Source organism: Acidobacteriaceae bacterium (assembly GCA_035944135.1).
Lineage (GTDB): Bacteria > Acidobacteriota > Terriglobia > Terriglobales > Acidobacteriaceae > Granulicella.
Genome location: DASZBM010000010.1, coordinates 309,465 through 332,367, shown reverse-complemented (window position 1 = coordinate 332,367; position 22,903 = coordinate 309,465). Strand labels below are relative to the sequence as shown.

18 protein-coding genes are annotated in these 22,903 nt (G+C 61.2%); 5 read left to right on the top strand and 13 right to left on the bottom strand.

Annotated elements, in window-relative coordinates; translation table 11 throughout:
- Positions 1–37: 37 nt before the first annotated feature.
- On the top strand, positions 38–1,387 hold the full coding sequence (gene glmM / locus VGU25_15950; protein HEV2578699.1) for a phosphoglucosamine mutase: 1,350 nt from the start codon (positions 38–40) through the stop codon (positions 1,385–1,387).
- Here glmM and VGU25_15945 read toward each other — a convergent pair.
- The 6 genes from VGU25_15945 to VGU25_15920 form a co-directional block, all read right to left on the bottom strand.
- A complete protein-coding gene (locus VGU25_15945) occupies positions 1,384–2,592 on the bottom strand; it encodes a DUF3179 domain-containing (seleno)protein (GenBank protein HEV2578698.1) in 1,209 nt (402 codons plus the stop codon). The two genes, glmM and VGU25_15945, sit on opposite strands and share 4 nt — an antisense overlap.
- Before the next feature lie 2 nt (positions 2,593–2,594).
- Positions 2,595–4,505: a serine hydrolase gene (locus VGU25_15940; protein ID HEV2578697.1), complete on the bottom strand. Its 1,911-nt coding sequence runs from the start codon at positions 4,503–4,505 to the stop codon at positions 2,595–2,597.
- 165 nt (positions 4,506–4,670) lie between these two features.
- A complete protein-coding gene (locus VGU25_15935) occupies positions 4,671–6,224 on the bottom strand; it encodes a FecR family protein (protein HEV2578696.1) in 1,554 nt (517 codons plus the stop codon).
- A gap of 315 nt (positions 6,225–6,539) precedes the next feature.
- Positions 6,540–8,075, bottom strand: a complete 1,536-nt coding sequence (locus tag VGU25_15930) for a hypothetical protein (GenBank protein HEV2578695.1) — start codon at positions 8,073–8,075, stop codon at positions 6,540–6,542.
- A gap of 137 nt (positions 8,076–8,212) precedes the next feature.
- The gene (locus tag VGU25_15925; protein ID HEV2578694.1) at positions 8,213–9,313 is read right to left on the bottom strand and encodes a hypothetical protein; all 1,101 of its coding nucleotides are present in this window, start codon (positions 9,311–9,313) and stop codon (positions 8,213–8,215) included.
- A gap of 384 nt (positions 9,314–9,697) precedes the next feature.
- Positions 9,698–10,165, bottom strand: a complete 468-nt coding sequence (locus VGU25_15920) for a ferritin-like domain-containing protein (protein ID HEV2578693.1) — start codon at positions 10,163–10,165, stop codon at positions 9,698–9,700.
- A gap of 414 nt (positions 10,166–10,579) precedes the next feature.
- Between VGU25_15920 and VGU25_15915 the strand changes: the two genes are divergently transcribed.
- Positions 10,580–11,371: a PEP-CTERM sorting domain-containing protein gene (locus VGU25_15915; GenBank protein ID HEV2578692.1), complete on the top strand. Its 792-nt coding sequence runs from the start codon at positions 10,580–10,582 to the stop codon at positions 11,369–11,371.
- 74 nt (positions 11,372–11,445) lie between these two features.
- On the opposite strand, the gene polA is transcribed toward VGU25_15915, so the two are convergent.
- Positions 11,446–14,502 carry a DNA polymerase I gene (gene polA / locus VGU25_15910; GenBank protein ID HEV2578691.1) on the bottom strand — a complete coding sequence of 1,019 codons (3,057 nt, stop codon included), beginning with the start codon at positions 14,500–14,502 and terminating at the stop codon, positions 11,446–11,448.
- A gap of 92 nt (positions 14,503–14,594) precedes the next feature.
- Between polA and VGU25_15905 the strand changes: the two genes are divergently transcribed.
- Positions 14,595–15,062 carry a nuclear transport factor 2 family protein gene (locus tag VGU25_15905; GenBank protein ID HEV2578690.1) on the top strand — a complete coding sequence of 156 codons (468 nt, stop codon included), beginning with the start codon at positions 14,595–14,597 and terminating at the stop codon, positions 15,060–15,062.
- A 52-nt stretch (positions 15,063–15,114) separates the two neighbouring features.
- On the opposite strand, the gene queA is transcribed toward VGU25_15905, so the two are convergent.
- Positions 15,115–16,287, bottom strand: coding sequence for a tRNA preQ1(34) S-adenosylmethionine ribosyltransferase-isomerase QueA (gene queA, locus VGU25_15900; protein ID HEV2578689.1), 1,173 nt, complete (start codon positions 16,285–16,287; stop codon positions 15,115–15,117).
- Positions 16,288–16,386: 99 nt separating this feature from the next.
- Here queA and VGU25_15895 point away from each other — a divergent pair, with 99 nt between their 5' ends.
- On the top strand, positions 16,387–17,481 hold the full coding sequence (locus VGU25_15895) for a hypothetical protein (protein ID HEV2578688.1): 1,095 nt from the start codon (positions 16,387–16,389) through the stop codon (positions 17,479–17,481).
- Between the two features lie 6 nt (positions 17,482–17,487).
- Here VGU25_15895 and VGU25_15890 read toward each other — a convergent pair whose 3' ends face one another.
- Positions 17,488–18,108: a DUF374 domain-containing protein gene (locus VGU25_15890; protein HEV2578687.1), complete on the bottom strand. Its 621-nt coding sequence runs from the start codon at positions 18,106–18,108 to the stop codon at positions 17,488–17,490.
- A gap of 68 nt (positions 18,109–18,176) precedes the next feature.
- Between VGU25_15890 and VGU25_15885 the strand changes: the two genes are divergently transcribed.
- Positions 18,177–18,554, top strand: coding sequence for a hypothetical protein (locus tag VGU25_15885; GenBank protein HEV2578686.1), 378 nt, complete (start codon positions 18,177–18,179; stop codon positions 18,552–18,554).
- On the opposite strand, the gene VGU25_15880 is transcribed toward VGU25_15885, so the two are convergent.
- From VGU25_15880 to rplQ, 4 genes are all read right to left on the bottom strand, one after another.
- Entirely contained in the window at positions 18,530–20,077 is a 1,548-nt protein-coding gene (locus tag VGU25_15880) for a GMC family oxidoreductase (protein HEV2578685.1), read from the bottom strand. The two genes, VGU25_15885 and VGU25_15880, sit on opposite strands and share 25 nt — an antisense overlap.
- Positions 20,078–20,099: 22 nt before the next feature.
- Positions 20,100–21,335: an ABC transporter permease gene (locus tag VGU25_15875; protein ID HEV2578684.1), complete on the bottom strand. Its 1,236-nt coding sequence runs from the start codon at positions 21,333–21,335 to the stop codon at positions 20,100–20,102.
- Entirely contained in the window at positions 21,328–22,260 is a 933-nt protein-coding gene (locus tag VGU25_15870; protein HEV2578683.1) for an ATP-binding cassette domain-containing protein, read from the bottom strand. The genes VGU25_15875 and VGU25_15870 overlap by 8 nt, the downstream gene beginning before the upstream one ends.
- A gap of 82 nt (positions 22,261–22,342) precedes the next feature.
- Positions 22,343–22,825 carry a 50S ribosomal protein L17 gene (gene rplQ, locus VGU25_15865; GenBank protein HEV2578682.1) on the bottom strand — a complete coding sequence of 161 codons (483 nt, stop codon included), beginning with the start codon at positions 22,823–22,825 and terminating at the stop codon, positions 22,343–22,345.
- Positions 22,826–22,903: the final 78 nt, after the last annotated feature.

The window sequence follows — 22,903 nt, the reverse complement described above, 5'->3', positions numbered from 1 at the left end:
CAATACGGACAAGTTTTCAGGTATCGGAGAGTTTTGGATGCGCAAGCTGTTTGGGACAGATGGAATTCGCGCGGTCGCAGGTGAGGCGCCGCTCGATGCGAAGACAATTCACGCGGTTGGTGTCGCGCTGGCGCGCAAGCTCGCACAGCAAGGCCATGCCGTGCGCGTCGTGCTCGGGATGGATACGCGCGAGAGCGGCCCCTGGATCACCTCCACGCTGATTGCCGGCCTGCGCGAGGGCGGCGCGTCCGCGGAGTTCGCCGGCGTCATCACAACTCCCGCCATCGCGTTCCTTGCCAGAAAGCACGGCTTCAGCGCTGGCGTCGTCATCTCCGCATCGCACAATCCGTGGCAGGACAACGGCATCAAGGTCTTTGGCGGCGATGGCTACAAGCTGCCCGACGACGTCGAACTCGACATCGAACGCGAGATCGAGAGCGTCCTCGCTGCCACGTCCGCAAGCCGCGAACGCAGCACTGAGCTTCCGCCGGTAAACGAAGAATTCCGCCGCGAGTACGTCCACTTTCTCCTCAGCGCCGTGCCTGGCATTTCGCTCGATAACCGCTGCGTCGTCATTGATTGCGCCAACGGTGCGGCCAGCGTTATTGCCCCGCAGCTCTTCGACTCGCTCAAAGGCACAGTCGAAGTCACGCACGCCTCGCCCGACGGACGCAACATCAACGCGAACTGCGGCGCTCTGCACCCGGAAGTCGTCGCGCGCGAGGTGAAAGAGCGCAGCGCCTCGATTGGTTTTACCTTCGATGGCGACGCCGACCGCGCGCTCTTCGCCGACGAGCACGGCAACGTCGTCAACGGCGACGCCGTGATGCTGGCATGCGCGCGCGACCTGCAGGCGCGCGGCGAACTCGCTAATGACGTGGTCGTCGCGACCACCATGTCCAACATGGGCTTCGAAGCCGCGCTGAAACGCTCCGGCATCTCCATGCTGCGCGCGCCGGTCGGCGACAAGTATGTGCTCGAAGAGATGAGGAAGAGCGGCGCTTCCCTGGGCGGCGAGCAATCGGGCCACATCCTGTTCCCTGCCCGCGCGACCACCGGCGACGGCCTGCTCACCGCGCTCGTCGTTCTCGATGTGGTTCATCGCTCCGGCAAAACGCTCGGCGCACTCATCGCAGACCTCAAGAACTATCCGCAGGTCATCGTGAACGTGAAGGTGCGCGAGAAGCGGCCGCTGGACACCATCCCGTCCGTTGCGTCCGCTATCCGCTCCGCGGAAGACGAGCTCAGAGACTCCGGCCGCGTGGTCATTCGCTACTCCGGGACCGAGGCTCTGGCGCGCGTGATGATCGAGGCGGAGAGTGAAGCCGCGATGCGTCGCCACGCAGACGCCATTGCCAATGCGATTCGCGCGGAACTCGGCGTCTAACCGCGATAGACCGTCGTATCGCGGTAGTGGTTCCACCAGTCGAACCAGAAGGACTTGTGGCCGTCGACTGTCTTCAGGCACTGCCCGGCGAGCTTGCCCGCAACTGCGCAACCCTGGAAATTCCAGGTGCTTCCCGTGTCCGTATCCGTCATAAAGGCTCCTTCCGTCGGGCTTTGCGCACGAACGAACGTGAGTTGGCCGGGATCGAAGGCACGGACGGACGAGTTGTCCGGGCCGAGCCCTAAAAGAACACGATTGGCACCGTTCGCAGGTGCATCTTCGATGAGGCGCGAACCATACAGCGACCGCAGCAGATATGCGCGATGCGTGCCGCCGATTTGAATTCCGAAAACAATCTCGTGTGGATTGATGCCCGACGATGAAACGTCCACGACAACCCGCGTTCGAGCTACGTGCTGCTCCCAGTCCTTAGGATCGTACTCGGCTTCGACAGCGGGATCGGGCCGCAGGACGGTTCCGTTCGGATTTTCTTTACGCCACAGCGCGAAGCTCAGCTCCTCGGAAGAAACAAGCGCAAGATGCTTGCCGCGCAGAGGGCCGAAGATGCATTCGCCCGTGCTCTGCTGCCAGATGCTCGACGTTTCGGCGTCGCGCAGAAGCGCATTTCCGTTGTTGATTCCACCGAGATGAAAGTACAGCGCTCGCCCATCGAGCACACGGCTCCAGACCAGTCCCGTGTGACACAACGTGCAATACGTGATGGCAATTGGCTGGCCGCCAAGAGTGTCATTGATGATGTGGTGATACCCCAGATAGCGAATCGGATAAGCGCGTCGTTCGCCGCCGAGCCCGACCGCGAGAACCATATCGCTGTTATCAACGCTGGCCTGCGCCGCCGCTACAAACGAGGGTTCCGGATTCGGATAGAACATCCGCTCAAAAATGTTGATACGCGAAGCCGCCACGCTGAGTGCGGCAATCGCGAGAGCCACCACACAGCCTGCGCGCGCCATGAGGCGCATTCGCTTCCATGCTGCAGCACTGAGCAGAACAATCCCGAGAACGCACACCAGCGTAAGTACGGGAGCTATCCGGCGCAACTCAAGAGCGAACGCAAGCGCAAGTGGGTTCTCAGGGACAAACGGCCGGATCACATAAAGCGGAATGCCGACGCTGGCTACAGCGATGAGTGCAATCGCGGTTGCAATCGCCGTGAAGCGGAACGTGTTTGGATTTTCCGCCATAGCTAATAACGGGTCGGGGACGCGATCAGATGGAAGAACAGCAGGAACCATCCGAGATAAACGCAGGAGAACATCACTACGGCAAACTTCAGCTTCGTGATCACGCGCAGCGGGCGCAGCAGCGCGCGCAATGCGCTGAAGAACGCAAAGATCAGCGTGACAAACACGATCACGGCAAGCAGGACCTCAATGCGCAGCCACGGGCCGAGATGGCCGAGCTGATAGAAACTCGAAACCTCCGACGCGTGAGAGATGATCACCACGAAATCAACCATCAGCGCAAGCACAGCGAACGACGCTAGCTGAATCGCGAATGTCGCCCACACTGTACCTGGTTGTGGCGCGAGCTTCATACGCTTCCGCTGAAAGAATCTCCGAAAGGCGCGAACAAGCGCCGCGATGACGAGCAGCAGCATCGTCAAGAGCGCAACTGCGAGCGGGATATTGAGCCACGCACCCGAGACGAGCAGCGGTGCGCGATCTGAATGGCTTGGCGTGGCGTAGCCAATCACGTGTCCATGCGCATTGCGTTCGAAATGGATCGTGCTCTGGTCCGTCTCGTCATAGAAAGAGTCGTTCCCGACCGGATGGAAGTCGATCGGATGCCCGTAAAAGTCCTTCGCGGTTGAGATCGTGAGATTACCATCTTTTGTGGCCTCAATCTGCCTAAGCTGCAAACCGACAAGCCGGAAAATCGTCGTGTCTGCGCGTCGCGAGGTGAGGAAGTAGCCGGTGTAGGGATGCAGTTGTTCCGCGCTCAGCTTCACGTACCCGGCATGGGCATTCGGCGCTCCCGGAAAATATCGGTCGACAAAGGCGTTGAACAGCTCGCCGCGAGCCTTCTGCGCGGCTCCTGCGGAGTTGTAGCTGATAAAGAACGAGAGCCCATGCGTGGGCTCGATCCAGAACTGCGAGTGGCACGCGAGCAGGTCGCCCCCATGGCCGATGAAGCGTATGCCGTTGCGATCCTCATCATAGAAGCCGAGGTCCCACGGACTGACGCCGGGCCCGGGCGTGAACTGCGGTGTCAGCAACAGCGCTACAGAGGCTGGCTGCAGGATCTGCACGCCGTTGTAGGTTCCTCTGCCCAGCAACATCTGGCCGAAGATGGCCATGTCTGCAGCGGTCGAGGAGAGGCCGCCAGCTGGAACCTCCGTCACTCCTTCGAAGCCGGTGTCGTCCGCTGACGTATGCAGGTAGCCCTTGGTCGCGATGAAGCCCTTCGGCAGCGGCTGCTGAAACGTGGAGTGCGTCATGCCCAGCGGAGTGAAGATGTGACGTTGCACGTAGTCCACATATGGCTCGCCGGAGACGCGCTGCACGATGTAGCCGATGAGCGTTATTCCGTAGTTGGAGTACGCGAGATCCTTTCCCGGCGCGGCAAAGCGATGCGGCTGGTTGCGGATCAGGAACGTGCGAATGTCCAGCGGCAGCTTGCCGGATTTATCGGAGCCGAAGTCGTGCAGCTCTTCTTCAAATCCTGCAGTGTGCGTCGCAAGATTCCTCAGCGTGATCGGCGCGTCGCCAATGCCGCGCGGTCCGGGATTGATCTTGAAATCGAGATACTGCTGAACGTTGGTGTCGAGATTCAACTTCCCCTGCTCGACGAGCTGCATCATCGAGACGTAAGTGAAAAGCTTGGAGATGGATCCCGGGCGGAACGTCGTCACGACGGGGTCGACGGGCGTCTTCTTCTTGAAATCTGCGTAGCCGTAGCCCTTGAGGATCAGCGGCTGTCCGTTCTGATAAATCGAGATCGTTGCGCCGGAGACGTCATCGCGCTGAAGCTGCAGCGGAAGAAAGCCGTCGAGGAAGGCTGTGACATCCTGCGCCGTGAGCTGCGGCGGCGACTTCGGATTCGGCGGCGGGAGCGGAACCGGCGGGGTTGAGCTGGTGGGCTTCGGGCCCGGCATGGGGAGCTGCGGTGCTTGAGCGTGAGCTCGTGGAGCTAATAGGGCAAGGCACAGCCAAAGTACAGAACGCGATAGACGCATGCAGGCTCCGCGGAGAATTCGATAGCCGTGAGGGTATCATCCGCGGAGCCGCATTCCTGCCAGAGCAGCATCAGTTGCTGGAGGCTATTTTTTGCTCGCTGCCGTGCTTCCCTGCGAGGACCCCGACGAGTTGCCGCTGCTCTGCGTCATCGTTGCCTGTCGCGACATCGGCGCACTTGCCGGCTCGCCGCCTCTCATCGAGTCGCGAGTCATCGAGTCCCGTGAGAGTTGCGACCATCCGGATTGCGAGCTCATATTGCCATTGCGGGCGTCATTGCCGGGACGGCTGAAGGTTGCGACAGAGCGTGAAGCAGACGAGACATCACGACCTGAGCCTGCCCTGTTGCCGTTCGCGAAGGCCGGAGACGGGCCGATCATTGAGCGCTCGATTTCGGTGTTCACCTGGCCGTGGTGCGCTACGTCGGACGAGATTGACTTCAGGTCGCCGAACGCATCGCGCGGCACACCCAGACCTGCCGAGTTTGTGCGGAAGGTAAAGGTGCCGGGGGCCGAGACGCTCGATACTGCAAGCGGACGTGCATTCACCAGAACCATCGCCGGCGAACCCGAACGAGGCGGAAGCGGCGCTGTTACGAGAGAACGCGAGCCACCCGCGCCTGCCGAGGTCGACACCAACGCCGTGTTCTGCAGACCCATGAACTGGCTTCCGGGCATCCAGCCCCAGCCCGCGGCTCCGCAGGACATCCACGTGCCGGAGTGGTAGGGCATCCAGCCCCAAGGATATGGGGACACCCAGGAGTAGCCAACGCTCGGGTAATAGGCCCAGGTGCCGTTGTCATACGGTGTCCAGGCGGCGGAGGCAAAGTATGGCCGCCACACATTTCCGCAGCCGGGCATGTTGACGAAACCACCGTAGTAGTTGAGATCGCTTGTGCCGTAGAGAAGACCTGTGCCTCCGGACGAGCGAAGCGAGGAGTACTGCTTCTGATAGTCGACGCCGTTCCTGTCCCACTGATCGAACGCGGTCTCTTCGAGCTTCGCGGGTTCCGGTGGTTTGTATCCGATGATGTCAAAGTCGAGTGACTTGCCACGCTTGAGAGCGGTCGTCGTTGAGCCGTCGATGAAGTCCACGTTGCCATCAAGCACCGACAGGTTCGACTTCGCGGAATCGACGGTGAGCCTGATGTGGCTTGCGGGATAGAGCTGTACCGAGGTTTCACCCGCCGCGATGGTGAAGGTGCTGTCCTTCGTCTTTGCCAGGCTGGCGTATACCATTCCGCGCAGGACCTTCACATTGGAGATGGTGGCGCCGGCGAGGTTGCGTTTCAGCAGCGTGAACTCGACGTCAGTGTCGGGTGTGAGGCGAAGCGCGCTGTTGTCCTCAAATTCAACTTCGGCGAGACCGAGATCCGTGCGCAGCCGCACGCCGCCGGTGATGGGAATGTTGACGAAGGCCTCTTCAAAGCCGCGGCCGATGTGACGATCGATGTAGACCTTGCCGCGTACCTGGCTGAGGCGCACGATGCGGATGTCGGAGAGCCCGACGGTGTTGGTGGAAGCTGCGGCGACACTGGCCGGTTTAGCCGCGGATGGTAAAGGAGTGACAGCGTCCTGCGCGGTGAGAGGGAGACAAAGCGCAAGAGAGAAGAGGGCGAGTGCTCCGGAACTCAACTTCATAGAGCTCCTCCGGTTTCACTTTCAATGAGGTCATCATTATGGCAGATGGAGAACAGAAGTGGTGGGCGAGAATTTTGATGAAGGAGTGAGGGGACCCTCCCCCCGTCACTTTTTGCGCAAAATCTTCAGAAGATTGGACTTAGGCTCGGACCTAAGTCGTACGAAGACTCGCAATGTATTGAAAACATTGGGCGCAGGTTTTGGAGATACTGCAAAATCTTCAAAACAAGTGGTTTAGGTCTCGGCGGCAGGTGCGTGCGAAGTGGGCTGACACAGTCGTCCCCCCTTCCTCCGGAAAAGTTTTGTCAAGTGGGCCTACCGACCGGGAGCAGGCGGGTTGGAGATAAGGGCCTTGTACTCGGTGGGCGATTTCGAGGTGAACGTGTTGACGGCACAGGTGGTGGAGACGGGACGGAAACTGATCTGGGCATCGCTGCCGATGGACTGATAGAGCTTTCCGTTGACGGTTGTTGAGCCGGAGCCATGGAGCGTGCCGTCCGAGGCGAGGGCTAGCGTGAACGGACCGCCGGGATTGTTGACGCTGACGCGGAATTCACCGGCAGCGTTCTGAACGGTGTATGGGGCTTTGATGTGGGCGGGGCCGCAGTCCATCGTGACTGCGTCGCCTTCGAAGTCGAGGATAAGACCGGTGGGGCTCAAGAACTTGCCGTTCATGCGAAGACCGGGGTCGGCCACAGTCACTATGCTGCTCATGAAGCTGAAGAGACCACCACCGAAGCTGCCGTCAGCGGCGGCGGCTCCAGTTGCCTGATGGGTGGGAGTGGGCGCGGCGAGAGTAGCGAAGTTGCAGCGTGCCGTTGCGGGCGCGTAAATCGGAGTTGAGTTGGTGGTCCTGCAGCTTCCGTACGCGCCGGTGCAGCCCGAGGCCTCTGAGCCGTCCTGATGTACGAGCGTGGTGGTGCTGGTGTTGTATCCGACGATGATCCTGCCTGAGATGGTGACCAAGCCGGGGCCGACGAGCGAACCGTCGGGACGAAGGGTGAGGGTCATGTTTGGAGAGCTGGAGACGAAGACCTGTACACCGGAGGCTGTGCGCTGGAGCTTGTAAGAAAAGGGTTGCGGCACAAGCTTGCCGCAGCCGATCTGCGCAGCATTGAGGGTGAAACCGATCGCTCCACCACCGCTTCCCCAGCCGCCGCTGAGGTAGACGCCGACGGTCTGCATCGCATCGGCCTCATCTGCGATCTGGTCGCCGCCGATGAGGGCAAGCATACCCTGCCCCAGGCCCTTGGTGGCGCAGCCGCCGGTGGTGCCGCCGAGCTCGGCGCAGCGGCGCGCGGCCAGGGTGGTGGGATCGTTGGAGCTGCCTCCGCGGGACGATGATGTCGCGGCGTTCTTTGCGGCTTCGTTGGCACTGTTGATGGAGTTGATGTGCGCCTGCTGGCGGGTATTCATGTCAGTGAGCGTGCTTTGGTAGGCAGCGGCGCTTTGCGGGCCGATGAGTTTGCGCGCCCATTGGTCACCGTTGTTGAGCATGTAGTTGAACTGTGCCTTGTCGAAAGCGCCGTTCTCGGCCTGCGTGTGGGTTTTGTTGTAGTCCTGCTGGATCTGGTAGGCGGCGGAATCGTAGCTGAACTTAACGCGTGACTCGTCCGGCGTGAAAGCTGCGTGTGGATCCTTGATGCGGTTGATGTATTGCGAGAGATAGGTGAGAACGGCGACCTGGCGCTCGAGCGTGTCGGTGGGGTCCGTGCCCTGGATCGCGGCTTTGACGCGGTCGACGGAGGGCATGTCCGCGAGATAAGCAGGGCTGGTGGTCTGGGCAGAGGCGGAGAGCGCGAGTGTGGCGAGTATCAGGAGAGCGGGACGGCGAAACCAGAGGGTGGCCATGGTTCACCTGCAGAGCATGGATTTTTGAGCGGGTCCCGGTGCGCAAAACGGTAGACGCCTGGGCGGAAGATCGTCAACCTCGCGTTGCGGTCAGAGTACAGAAGTGGTCCAGGCGTTTCGGTTTTCGGTTGTTGTGTCTATTGGCCGAACGACGCGGAGCCGGGGGAGTTGAGGTTCTGCAACGCATCGCGGATGGGCTGCGGCGTCGAAGGGTCCTCACGGATGGAGCGGATATAGTCGGCGGCGATGGGATCGGCTCTATAGAACGAGCCGAGCGACCATTGGGCCGCGCCGTACGTTACACCGTGGGTGATGGAAGGAGTCAGTTCCGTGGCCTTCTTACCTTCTTTCTTCATCTCCTGAAAGGAGTCATAGTCGGACTTCCACACGAGCGCCTGCGCAATGGCGGCGATCGGCTTTCTGCTTCCCGTGGCAAGGAACTCCGCCCAAAGCAGGTCGAGGTTTTGCCAAGGCTGCGGGCTGGACTTGAGATCGTAGGCATCGGGGAAACCGGAGAGGTCGAGGGGCTGCCCGTCGTCATGGTTCACGATCGGTGGATGAGTGAAGGTCACTTTGGCGCGCGCTGCAACGGCCATGGCGAGAAGCTTTGGTCTGGGCTGGAATTGCGCGATGAGGGGGCCGAAAAGAGCTGCTGTCGGGGCATCATGCGCGAATGCAGAAATGAGGAACTGGATGCCGTTCAGGTCGGGCTGTTGCTGGGAAGCGACGAAACGCAGGGCGGCGAGTAGACGAGCCGGTTCGGGATGGGCGTCGTAGGACATCGTCCAGTCGCCGAGTTGCTTCTTGTCGTTGAAGTCAGCGGCGGCAGCGGACGCGATGCTTTCAATGCGGATTGTGTGAGATTGAGCGTTTGTGTGCTTGCCGTTAACTTCGACATCAGCCGAGATGGTGACCTTGCCATCATGGGCGTCAGGTGGGACGCACCACTTTGAGGCGGAGACGGCGAGAGCCGCGACGGCGGGCAATTGAATTTTAACGCCCGCGTGTGCGAGGTCGTCGTCAAGCTTGTTCTCAGCAGCGGGGCGAAGCAGCTTGAATGCGGCGGAGGGTTGGAGGGGAAGTTCGGCGTGTATGTCAGAAGAGGTGATGATGGCATGGATCGAGACGCGATTGAGGGCGTGCTCGGAATTAAGGCCGCTGGCCGCGACGCCAACTCGCACGCATTGGCCGGGGTTGAGGACAGTCGGTTCGGCCGGTGCGTTTACAGTGGGCAGCATGGAAGGCCACTGCTCGGTCACGACCGAGTCCAGAACAATGATGGCTCCAGGAGTGGAATTGTTCTGCGCATGAGACGTGGCACTAAGCAACACGACAAATGTGAGAAATGTTGTACGAGCAGGGCCAGACATTGCGGCCCAGTGTACTGGAAGTGCTGTACACGTCATCACTAATCTGTCGTCCGGATCGTGGTGATTCGGGCGGGAAGCAGGTTCCTCACCTACCCCAACGAGCAAAGAACGGTCGTCGGTGCCCCGGTGCGGCTCGGAATGACAGAATGAAAGGCAAAGGCACTCGCGCGACTTAACGCGCGACACCCCACCCTGTCTTCCTTCGGAAGTCGAGGGTGGGGCACCCGGGTTTGTGGTGTGTAAAGGTCGCGATTAGTCGGCGATGCCGGGGTCGGGCGGATCGATGCCGAGGGCGGTGGCGAGATCGCTGAGGTGGTCTTGTTCGTCGAGGAGGATCTGGCGGACGGTTTCGGCGATGGCAAACTCGTTCAGCTCGTCGGCCTGACGGACGCGGCGGCGATAGTTGGCGATGGTGACGCGCTCGTTTTCCAGATCGAACTTGAGCATGTCCTCGGCTTTTTCGGAGGTCTTGACGGGCTTGGGCGTGACGGAGGGCATGCCGCCGAGGTAGTCAATTGCTTTGGAGATTTTGAGCGCGTGATCGAGCTCCTGCTTGGCGTGGATCTCGAGCTGGTCGGCGATGCTCATGTAGGCGGCGCCTTTGAGCACCTGTGAGTAGTTCACGTAGGCGATGATGGCCTGATACTCGCGCGAGAGATCCTCGTTGAGGGCGTCGATGAGTTGCTGGCGCGTGATGGAGGGCTGTTTTTTGTCAGGCACGTAATTTTCTCCTTCGTCCGTGATGTGCTTTGTGATGTGAGGTTACCAAGATCATGAGATGCAACGAAAATGCGCTGGTGCTGGAGCCCCGATGAGTGGGAGTGTGGGTAAATTGCTTCCCATTTAGTGGCGCAAACTCCTGCAAATATCCAATGTCTGCGCGAATGGCCTTTGTTTTCTGCTGGATTCCGCGAGGCCGCAATTGGCCCCTGGAATGCAGATATTCCTAGTATCTCCCCCCTCTCCTTTGACGAGGAGTGTCATGCAGTTCGGGCCTCGGCACTTTTCAGCCTGCCGGCTCCTCGTGGAGCAGCTGGTACGGGCTTGTGGTGGCGCCTGTGAGGACGCCGTCCTGGTCCTGTTGCGTGCCGAATGTTGAGCACCACATTTCTGCTTTCTCAAGGAGAGGTTTATATGCGTTTTGCTCGTTTGGCTGGGCTGCTGCCTGGCAAACTGCTTGTTGCGGTCGGGATCGGTGTTGTGATTCTCGGGGCGTCTACACCTGCGTCTGCCGATGAATTCGCCGTTACCTATTTTTCGGTTTCCGGTTTGAACAATAACGCGGGTTCGGATTTTCATGCGGGCGGCGTTACCACGGGAACAGGCTCGTCAAACTATGTTTCAGGCAGCTTGAGCGGCGGTATGCCGGTTTATAACCCTTCGTTCACGGCGGCTGCGGGATACAGCACGCCCGCGGGAGCCGGTGATGTTTCCGGTGGCGGAGTTCTGGAGTGGTGGACGCCTGGTACGTACAACGGCAACGTGATTACGGAAACGGGCGCAGGCACTCTGAATCTCAGCAGCAGTCCTACGAATATGTTTCCTCCGGACTCCACCGGAACGAACAACAATAATGCGGAGGAGACGGCAATTCTCTCAGGCGATTTCGATTTGTCCTCGCCTGGCAGCGTGAGCTTTGGCGTGGCTGAGGATGATGACGCGTTCATCTATGTTGATGGGACGTACGTGGGCGGCCTGGGCGGCATCCATGCGCTCGGCTCACTGCTTAATGTCAATACGGGGACGCTCTCCGCGGGCTGGCATAACGTGGAGATCTTCTACGCAGACCAGGACCAGGTAGCAGCAAGCCTGGCGTTCACCAGCAGTGTGCCGATCAGTGCGACACCTGAGCCTGGCAGCCTCGCGCTGCTCGGAACTGGTGTGCTCGGGCTGGCCGGAACGCTTCGCCGCCGCTTCATGCGGTAAGTCTCTTGCCTGCCTTGCCGTGAACGATCGCCGCCAAACCTGGCGGCGATCTGTTTTGGGCAATCGAACGGATGCTATTTGATGTCGCGCCAGTTTTGGCCGAGGCCGATTTCGGCGACGATGGGAACGGAGAATTCGCCGGCGGATTCCATTTGCGTGCGGACGAGCTCGGTCATTTCGTCGGCTTCTTCGGGGGCGACGTCGAAGAGAAGCTCGTCGTGGACCTGGAGGGTCATGCGCGAGCGGAGATTGCGGCGGGCGATCTCGGCGTCGATGCGGATCATGGCGAGCTTGATGAGGTCGGCGGCGGTGCCCTGCAGCGGTGTGTTGACGGCGGTGCGTTCTGCGAAGCCCCGCTGGTTGGGGTTGCGCGAGTGGATGTCGGGGATGGGGCGGACGCGTCCGAAGGCGGTGCGGACAGACTGCGTGCTGCGTACCTGATCGAGTGTGCGCTCAATGAAGGTGGCGACGCCTTTGTAGCGGTCGAAGTATTTGTCGATGTACTCGCGGGCGGTGCGCTGGTCGATGTTGAGCTGAGCGGCGAGGCCGAAGGGCGAGATGCCGTAGACGATGCCAAAGTTGACGGCCTTGGCGCGGGCGCGTGTCTCTTTGCTCATGGTGGCGGGGTCGACCTCGAAGACCTCGGCGGCGGTGAGGGTGTGAATGTCTTTGCCGGTGCGGTAGGCGTCGAGGAGTAGGGGGTCCTGCGAGAAGTGCGCCATGAGGCGGAGCTCGATCTGCGAGTAGTCGGCGGACATGAGCAGGTTGCCGGGCGCGGCGATGAATGCTGCGCGGATCTCGCGGCCGACGGCAGTGCGGATGGGGATGTTCTGAAGATTGGGATTGGTTGAGGAGAGACGACCTGTCGCAGTGCCGACCTGGTTGAAGGTGGTATGGATGCGTTGGTCCTTGTCGGCGAGTGACGGGAGCGCGTCGAGGTATGTGCCTTTGAGCTTGGAGAGCTGGCGATGCTCGAGGACGTCGCGGACGATGGGGAAGTCGGGCGCGAGGTCTTCGAGGACGTCCTGCGCGGTGGAGACGACTTTGCCCTTGCCGTACTTGAGCGGCTTGGGGAGGTTCATTTTGTTGAAGAGGACGTCGCCGAGTTGCTTGGGGCTGGCGACGTTGAAGCGGTGGCCGGATGCGGTGTAGATGCGCTCGGCGAGGTCGTCGATCTGCACGCCGAGACGCGTGGATTGCTCGCGGAGGAGGTCGAGGTTGACGCGCACACCGACCTGCTCCATGCGGAGGAGCACGGGGACGAGCGGGAGGTCGATGTGGGTGTAGACGTCGGTGAGTGTGGAGTGCTCGTTGAGCTGTGATTCGGTTGGAGTGGATTTCGCTTTGGATTTCTTCGCAGCTCTTCTGGCTGGCTTCTCTTCGTCGGCGAAGAGCATTTCCGGCGTGACGGCGCCCCCGAGTTCGGGCTGATCTTTGGGGATGTTGTGGGTAATGGGAGCGGACTCTGCGAGCTGCTCGCTGAGCACGGTGGCGAGGCGAACGATTGCAGATGCAGCTTCGGGGAGACGCTTCGGGTCGTTGGGATGGTCTTTGGTGGGTTGGTGGACGAGCGCGCGGCTGGTGGTGCGCGCGGCGATGTCGGCGAGTGTGTGCGAGCCGTGTGTGGGGTTGAGGAGATAGCTTTCGAGCATCACGTCGGTGATGGGGCCCGCGAGCGTGACGTTGTGCGGCTCGAGCGCGCGGAGGACCGCTTTGAGGTCGTGGACTTGTTTCGGGAGAGTGGGGTCGGCGAGAGCTTCGCGCAGGCCGGGCGTGTCGAGTGAGACTTCGATGGCGTGCGTGGATGTGACGGCCAGGCCTAGACGGCAGGCTGGGTCAGGTTGAGAGAGGGTAGAGGGTAGAGGGTAGAGGGTAGAGTTTGTTTCGGTCGTCGTTTCAGAAGTTCCGGGACCGAAGAGTGATAGCGTCTGCGGTGCTTCTGGTTCTGGTTCTGTCTCGATGTCGGGGTTTGCGTTGGGGTCGGCGGGCTCGGCGGCGGATTCCTCGGAAATAGCTTGTGCGGTCGCGGCGAGAGCGAGCGCGAGGTGATTTTCCTTGCGGGCTTCGGCGAGGAGTTGTGCGAGTTCGTTTGCGTCGGCGTTGAGCGTGAAGGTGGCAGGCGTGCTGTCGGCTGCGGGGGCGAGCTCTTTTAGAAGCGTGGTGAACTCAAGCTCGGTGAAGAGTGCGCGCGCGGCTGCGGCGTCGACGGGTTGCGTGCGCATGCCGTGAAGATCGGCCTGGATAGGCACGGCGGTGTGGATGGTGACGAGTTCTTTGGAGAGCAGGATGTTATCGCGATTGTTGGCGAGCGACTCGCGGTAGGTCTTGCGCTTGATGGCGTCGGGCGTGTTGACGGCGGCGTCCATCGCGGCTTCGACAGTGCCGAACTGCTGGATGAGTTCGACGGACCCTTTGTCGCCAATGCCAGGCGCACCGGGGATGTTGTCGATGGAGTCGCCGCGGAGGGCCATGACGTCGATGACTTGCCGGGGTGGGATGCCAAGAGTCTGTTCGACACCTGCGGGATCGAGGACGAGATTGTCCTTGGTGGGGTTGAGGATGGAGACGTTCTCGTTGACGAGCTGCATCATGTCTTTGTCGGACGAGACGACGTAGACGTGATGACCGAGCGCGGAGAGCTGGCATGAGAGCGTGCCGATGACGTCGTCGGCCTCGAAGCCCTCGTAGTAGAGGATGGGAATGCGGAAGGCTTCGAGCGCGCGGCGGATGTAGGGCTGCTGTTGGATCAGGTCGGGCGGTGTTTCGGTGCGATTGGCCTTGTAGCCGGCGTACTCGGTGGCTTCAAACTGCTGGGTTTTGATGTTGAACTTTTTTACGTCCTTGAGCTGATCGGCGAGCTCGTTGCGATGGAGAGGAGCGCCGACGTCGTAGACGGCTGCGAGGTATTCGGGGTTGAAGTCCTTACGCAGCTTGTTGAGCATGTTGACGAAGACGTAGGTTGCCGCGGTGGGAATGCCGGTGCGCGTGGACATGGGGCGCGAGCGCTGCATGGCGTGATAGGCGCGGAAGATGAACGCCATGGTGTCGAGCAGATAGACGGGCGGCTTGCGGCCGGATGTGGCTGCAGTGCTGGGCTGGTTGGTGGATTGGGTCTGCGGCGCGCGAGGCATATGTATTTGATGGTACGGCGGGGAATGCGTTGTTGACGAAACCGCAGGTACAGTGTGTGTGATACTGGGGCGGAATTTGGATGGGGTGAGCGATGGTGCGAGGTGGATGGCTTGCGGTTTTGTGTGCGGCGGCTGCGATGTTGACGTGTGCGGCCCAGGCGCAGAGCTGTAAGTCGCAACCGGGCGACGAAGTAACCGTGGTGCAGACGATCCAGTCGATGTTCAGCGCGGCTACGACCGATGACGTGAAGAAGTTCGATTCACTGGTTGAGCCGGGGTTCTACATGTACGACAACGGACAGCGCTTTGAGGGAGACGCCATTATGAAACTAATCGCGGCGGCCCACGCGAAAGGCGCGAAGTACGTCTGGAACGTCACGGAGCCGGACGTGCATGTGCACTGCGACGATGCGTGGATCGCGTATGTGAACGACGGATCCGTGCAGAAGGATGCGGACGCGCCGGCGATGCCGATGAAGTGGCTGGAGTCCGCGGTGCTGCACCGCGATGGTGGAACGTGGAAGGTTGTTTTCATGCACAGCACGAGGGAAGCGCATTAGAGCCAGGGGCGAACGCGCTGATTGAACAGTTCAAAGATTGCGTGCAGAGACACTACGTAATCAGCATGCAATCGCCGTAGCTGAAGAAGCGATAGCGTGCGGAGATGGCGTGCGCGTAGGCGCGCAGCACGGATTGGCGTCCGCTGTCAGGAGCTCTGCTGAGGGATCCTGCGAAGGCCGAGACGAGCATGAGCAGCGTGGATTCGGGCAAGTGGAAGTTGGTGAGGAGACCGCGGACGAGCTTGAAATCGGCATCGCCATCCGGTGCGGGCGAGAGAAAGAGGCTGGTGCTGCCGGAGTGCGGCGTGAGTGCGAGTGGATTGCTGGTCGAAAGAGCGCCGTGCGTGGACTCGAAGGTGCGGGCGAGATGCTCGAGCGTGCGCGTGGTGGTGGTGCCGACAGAGATGATGCGGCGATTCGCTCGATGCGCTTCGTTGAGTGCCTGTGCGGTTGCGGCAGAGAGTGTGTAGGGTTCAGCGTGAAGGCGAATGTCGCGGGTATCGGCGACGCGCACCGGCTGGAAGGTGCCGAGGCCGACGTGCAGCGTGATGTATGCGAGCTCGACGCCGCGTGCGGTGAGCGCGGACAGGATTTCGGGCGTGAAGTGCAGGCCGGCGGTGGGCGCGGCGGCGGAGCCTGACTGCTGCGAGTAGACGGTCTGATAGCGTTCGCGGTCTTCGGGGGAGTCGGGCTGGTGTTTATCGCGATGGATGTAGGGCGGCAGCGGCATGTGGCCGATGCGCTCGACGGTTGCGATGAAGTCGGGCGTGGGAGCGAAGCGGAGCGTGCGCTCACCGAATTCGCCGGCAGAGAGAACGGTCGCATGCAGCAGCGGAGCGCCACCGGATCCAGGCGCGAAATGCAGGGTTTCGCCGGGTTGAACTTTTTTGGCGGGACGGACGAGGGCGCGCCAGTCGTTGTGACCTTCGGGCGAGAGCAGATGTTCGGTCAGGAGGATTTCGATGAGGCCGGTTGGTTCCGGTGAGTTGTGCTGTGTGTGCAGGCCGGCGCGCGTGGCATAGAGGCGCGCGGGGAGAACGCGCGAGTCGTTCAGCACCAGGAGATCACCGGGCGCGAGGAGCTCCGGGAGCTCAGTGAAGGAATGATCGGCGAAGTCGCCGGTGGTGCGGGAAAGCGTGAGCATGCGGCTTGCACCGCGTGTGCGGGGTGGATGCTGCGCGATAAGTTCTTCGGGCAGATCGTAGTGGAAGTCAGAGACAAGCACGACACTTACTCTATCGTTCGGCGAGGCGAATTTCGCTTTACCGGCAACGGCACCGGTGTTAAAGTCTCGGCCACATCTTGCACGGTCAGGAGTGTTTCGATGGATCGTTTCGCCGGTTCAAGTCCCATTACGACATTTCCAATATTCATCGTTCTGGTAGTGGTCTCGTGCGTGTTATCTGGATGCGGCGGGAGCGGTGGCGGGTCCGGGACTACACCTGTCCAGCAGACACCCACGATAACGACGAATCCGAACGTGACGGCGAAGACGCTTTACTCGGCGGATTCGGCGAACTACACGGTGGATATGTATACAGCGAATCAGAGCGGCGCTGTGAGCACGTCGGCAACGATTCCGATCAGTAGTGCAGATCTGCCAACAGCGATCGCGGGCGATGCTGCCGGCAATCTGTACGTGGGCGTGGACACAAACACCGGCGGCCAGGTGCTGGCGTTCGCGAGCGGAGCCACGACGGTATCAAGGACGATTACGCTGCCAAACCCGGGCAATCCAGACAGCAATCAAGTCGTGTCGATGACGACGGATTCGCTGGGCAACCTGTATGTTGCGGGATCGTCGGTCGCAACCACGAGCGGAGTGACGAGCAGTGTTGCCTCCATTTTTGTGTTCTCGCCAGGCGCAACTGGATCGGCGGCGCCGCTGCGGACGATTTCCGGTTCGGCGACCACGCTGTTGGCGGGATCGGGTGGGACCGGAATCGCGCAGATGTCGATGGACAGCAAGGACAATCTGTACGTCGCAGAAGGCGGCGGCGGTCCCAAGGCGGCGGTGGTCATGTTTCCGGCAGGCGCGAATGGGAATGTGGCGCCCACGGTGATCACGTCTTCGACATACTCGCCTGCCGGCGTGACGTTGGACGCACAGGACAATATCTACATCACGCAGTCGGAAAGCACTGATGGAAAATCGCTGGCCGCCGTTTACGTGTTTCCGAAAGGATCGGCATCGGGTGCGACTCCGACCCGGACGATTACTGGTTCCAGCACGGGCATGTTTATCTATCTCAATAACATTCACGTAGATTCGGCGGGGAACATCTTTGTCGCGGAGGTTGCAGACGGGCATCAGGCCTACCTGGTGTACAGCGCAACAGCGAACGGAAACGTGGCGCCGAGTTCGACGCTTTCGCCTGCTCGCGGATCGACGCTCGACTCGCAGTTCTATCTGAAGTAGCGCGGGTTAATCACACATGCGTACGGCTTCGTCGAGCGCCTGCTGCATGGCTGCGAGCTCGGGCGACACGTGCGCGGGCCAGGTGAAGGTGACGGTGGAGAATGGTTTCGGAATGATGAAGCGGTCCCAGGAGTTGAGCTCCCAGCGGCGGCTCGGAAGCGCATAGTAAGCGCCGATCCATTTGGCTTCGGCAAGTTGGGCGAGCTGCACCGGGCCGGGCTTAGCGATCATGTTGGGACCGCGCGGGCCATCGGCGGTGAAGGCACAGCGATGGCCTTCGGCGTAGGCCTGCGCCATCGCGCGAAGACCGGAGGCGCCGCCGCGTGAGGATGAGCCGCGGACCGGGTGAAAGCCGAGCAGAGCGACCGTGCGCGCGATGAGCTCTCCGTCGAATGAGGGAGAGATGAGGATTGCGATCTGCTTATTGCGGAAGCGGTGTGCGCAGACGAGCAGCGTGCGGTGCCAGAAGGCGAAGATGCTCGGGCCGGGGATCTCGATGCCGACAGGAACACCGGGCGCAGTGATATCGCGATAGCGAAGGGTGGCGCCGAGCGCACGGATGAGCAGCGCAGCGATTGGAGGGAGGATGGCGAGCAGGAGTCGCTGCTTGCGCGTGAATGCGTGCACGAGGATGAGTGTAGTTTAGCGAATCGATTAGAGGTTAGAGTTGCGGTAAGCGAGTAGAATTCGCAGGCATGAGCACCGGCTATACGGGTACCTTCGCTGCACTTCGTAACGTGCTCCGCAAAGTCGAGGGACGTACACAAGTCTCCAGAGACACGGTTACGGAATACACGCTGGTAACGAAGAAGCCGTCGCCGTTTCCTCAGCACAAGGGCCACCCGATGTATTTTGCGCAGGTGCGGCTGGGGAAGGCTTACGCGAGCTTTCATCTGATGCCGTTGTATATGAACGCGGGACTTACGGCGAGCGTTTCCGCGGCACTGCGAAAAAGGATGCAGGGGAAGACCTGCTTCAACTTCAAGAGTGTGCCAGCTCCGGAGCTGCTAGGCGAATTGATGAAACTGACGAAAGCCGGCCTGGAGGTTTATGAGGAGCGGGGCTGGCTGTGAAGATGCTGCCCGAGACGTAAGGTGAGCGCCATCAGCGGCAGCGTAGGAAGCTGCGGTGAGCCGTCGGGAAGGACAGCGGCAGAAGCGATGAAGAGGTTGCGCAGGCCGTGCACGCGGAGGTTGGGATCAACGACGCTGGTATGGGGATCAACGCCCATCAAGGCGCCGCCCATCGCGTGGCGCGCGTCGTCGAGATTAGACAACGGTGCGTTGCACTCGGGTGTGACAAGGGCCGGACTCCAGTCCATGCCGTTGAGGTTGAGATGCGTGCGCAGATGTTGCGTGAAGGCGCGGAGCGCGGCGAGCTCGGCGGGAGCGATGCGCCAGTCGAGGATGGGTTTGAGGTCGGGCGAGATTGTGATGCGCGAGGCGGAGTGCGTGCGCTGCGCGGCATTGAGGCGAAGCTCGACGGAGGCTTGCGGTGAGACGTAGCGGCGATGCTGGGTGCGTGCGGAGAGGGTGAGACGAGCGGCGTCGACGAGTGCGCGCGGGAGTTGCGGCAGTGTTGTGCGAAGAGTTGACGCGAAGTTGCTTTGCTGACGAGCTCGAAGGAGAGTGCGGAGTGCGCCGATGCCGGAGTTGTCGGGCTCGTCGATGGTGAGGTGCGCGAGGATGGGCGTAAGGTCGAGCTGGCGCTGAAGTTCGGGTGATGCGGAAAGCTTGAGGCTGTGCAATGTGCCGTCGTGAATCCATGGGCGAAGCGCGACGAGGAGTTTTGTGCGTGCGGGCTCGCGAAGAGCGGCGGCCGTGACCGTGAGGTGGTCGTGGAAGTTGCGGCCGACCTGATCATGCTGATTGCCCACGCCTGCGGGAGCGACGGAGCAGGAAGCGAGGAGCAAGCGGACGGTCTCGATGGTGCCTGTAGCCAGAATGAACTGCGAGGCTTCGACCCGATGAATGTGCCCTGACGGTGTGCGGACGAGGACGGCTTCGATGCGGTCGCGGGTCGGGGCGAGCAGGAGTTCGGTGACGGTGGCGTGCAGTACGATACGGGCTTTGCTGTGTGCGCGGAGCTTGCGTCCGAGGGTATGCGCGAGATTGCGATGCGAGAACGGAGCAAACTTCGAGAGCGAGGCTTCGATCTGGGGAAGTTGATTGAGCAGCGACGGCGCGGGCTGGCGAGTTTGGTCGAAGAATGCCGCGGCATCGTAGGGAAGCGAATCTACGGCGAGCAGATGTTCGGCTTCTCTGGTGAATTGTGCGAGATCGGCGGAAGAGATGGGCCAGGAGGTGTTGCCGTTCGGGAACGGGAGTAGCTGGCCACCCCAGGTGAGTGATGTGCCGCCGAGAGCGCGTGGCCGTGGCTCGCTACTGCCGGGATGAGGATGACCGGCTTGCTCAACGGGGCTGAAGGTTTCAGGGTCATGACCACCCGATTCAAGGAGAAGGACCTGGTGGCCGAGCGCAAGGAGCTTGTGCGCGAGCGTGAGGCCAGCGATTCCGCCGCCGACGATGCAGACAGGTGCGCGGAGGAGATCGCTTGTGGCGGCGCTGCTGTCGAGCTGAGCGAGGTCGATCTCCATGCGGCTCAGGCGATGCGTGTGGCTAACTGTACCGCAGCCAGCGCAGGATCTCCGGCAGGTTGGGGCGCTTGCCGTACATGAGGATGCCGACGCGGTAGATGCGCGAGGAGATCCAGATGACGACGCCGATCGTGAGTGACATCAGCACGACGGAGAGGATGATCTGCCACGCGGGGACGCTGGTGAGCGCGGTGCGGAAGTTCATTAGCAGGGGCGAGCAGAACGGAATGAGCGAGATGACCTGAGACAAGGTGGAGTCCGGCGCGCGAACCGTGGGGAACAGCATCACCATGCAAAAGGCGAGCGGAAGCACAAGGAACATGTTCAGCTGCTGCAGCTCCTGTTCGGAGTTCGTCATCGCGCCGAGCGCGGCGGCGATGGAGGAGTAGAGCAGGAAGCCGAAGATGAAATAGAGGACGAAGAAGCCGATCTGTGCGCCGCTGAGAACACTGTGAACGCTGGTGGTGCCGGTGAGGTGCGCAACCATGCTGCTGGAAGCCAGCAACGCCGCGGCGATCATCCAGACCGCAACCTGTGTGACGCCAACGGCACCCACGCCGATGATCTTGCCGGCGAGGAGTTCGTCAGGCTTGATGGTGGCGAGCAGAACCTCGAAGACGCGGCTGGTCTTCTCCTCGATGATGCTGCGGGCGGTGTTCATGCCGTACAGCATGATGACCATGTACATGAGGAAGAAGAAGAGATAGGCGATGCCGAAGGCTATCGCGCTGTTCCCGGTGGAGCTGGTGTCGATGTCGACGGGTGCAGTGATCTGGTCGATCTGCGTGTTGGTGAGACCGTGACTCAGAAGACCCTCACGTGTGAGAACCACGCGAACACCACTCTCGATTGCGTCTTCCGTCGAAATATCACCGGCGGAGCGCGCGTGGTATTCGAAGTGCGGACGCTGGCCCGGATCTGCGGGCGGTGTAATCCAGAGGTAGCCGGCCAGCTGCGAGGAATGCGTGTGCAACTGCGTATCGAGCCCGGACCTGGTCGCCTCGGATGGTTCAAGAAGGTCGACGGTCATATCGCTGTTCTTGCCAGTCTCAAGCTGGTGCTTGATGTCCTGACCGAGCGTCCTGTCGGAGGTAACAACGGCGATATGCGAGTTGGTCTTGGTGCGCGTCATGAAAAACGCACTGCCGCCCACGAGCGCGGCCATGAAGCAGGGGATGAGAACGGTGGCGAGGATGAAGCCCTTGGTGCGCACGCGCTCCATGTACTCGCGCTTGGCGATGAGCCAGATGTTATGCATGGACCTTGCCTCCGGCTTCGGCGAACTCAGGTGTTCCCTTCACCGTGGTGATGAAGATCTCTTCGAGCGTGGGCTCCATGACCTCGAAACGGGTGATGTTGGTACCGCGCGCTACGGCTTCGGCGAGCAGCGCCTGGGCGTCATCGGGTGAGCGGAGAGTGATCTCGGCGACGCCGGCGTAGTTGCGGGCCTCGGCAACGAAGCGACTGCGCAGAAAGCTGTCGTCGCCGGTGAAGACGGCCTGCACATGATTGCGCGGGTAGCGCGATTTGACTTCGCGCATAGAACCGGAGAGGACCAGCTTGCCCTGGTAGATGAGCGCGATGGCGTCGCAGAGCTTCTCGACCTGGTCCATGCGGTGCGTGGAGAACAAGACGGCCTTGCCTTGCGCCCGCAACTCAACGAGCGTGCTCATGAGCAGCTCGGCGTTGACAGGGTCGAGGCCGCTGAACGGCTCGTCCATGATGACGAGCTCAGGCTCGTGCAGGAGCGCAGCGATGAACTGAATCTTCTGCTGCATTCCCTTGGAAAGCTCTTCCGTCTTCTTGTCGACGGCTTCGGTGATCTGCAGGCGCTCGCACCAGTCGCCGGCGCGCTTGCGTGACGTGGTCTCGTTGAGGCCGTGAAGCTGGCCGAGGAAGCTGAGTTGGTCGAGCACCTTCATCTTCTTGTAGAGGCCGCGCTCCTCCGGCAGGTAGCCGACGCGATTGAGCAGCGCGCGAGAGAAAGGCCGGTCGAAGAGGCGGACCGTGCCCGAGTCGGGTACGGTCATGCCGATCATCATGCGGATGGAGCTGGTCTTCCCGGATCCGTTGGGGCCAAGCAAACCGAACATGGTGCCGGGCTCGATGGTGAGGGAAAGACTTTCGACGGCGACCTTTGTGTCGTAGACCTTGCGGATGTTGTGGAGTTCGACGATGGGCATCCAAAGCTAAGTGTAGCGCAGGCAGAAAAACGAAGGCGCGCCGCATAGGCGCGCCTTCAAGTGTTCGGATGAGTTGTGGAGCTTAGGGCTGCGCGTTGGGGTCGCTGCCGTCGTTGACCGCGCTGTGCTCGTCGAGCTGCTTCTGCATCTCTTCGCGGCGGCGCTGACGGGCCTCAGCGCGCTTCTCAGCCTTCTCGTTGAGCTCCTTCTCGGCGCCGAGCAGCTCAATGTAGGCCATTTCGCCGGCGTCGCCCTTGCGGGGACCGGTGCGAACGATGCGGCTGTAGCCGCCGTTGCGGTCTGCATAGCGAGGAGCGACGGTGCCGAAGAGGCGATCGACGGAGTCTGGTGTCATCAGGTACGAGAGCGCCTGACGGCGGGCGTGAACGCTGCCGTTCTTGCCGAGGGTGATCATGCGCTCGACCAGCGGGCGGGCGGCCTTGGCTTTGGTTACGGTGGTGTGCACGCGGTCGTTGATGATGATGGAGGTGACGAGGTTGCGAAGCAGGGCGCGGCGATGGCTGGTGTTGCGACCTAGCTTGAATCCGCCTTTACGGTGGCGCATGATGATCTCCTTCGACCCAGCATTGAGCTGTCAGTCGGTCTGCGAAAGGTTTATGGATCCCCACTCATCGCGCGATGA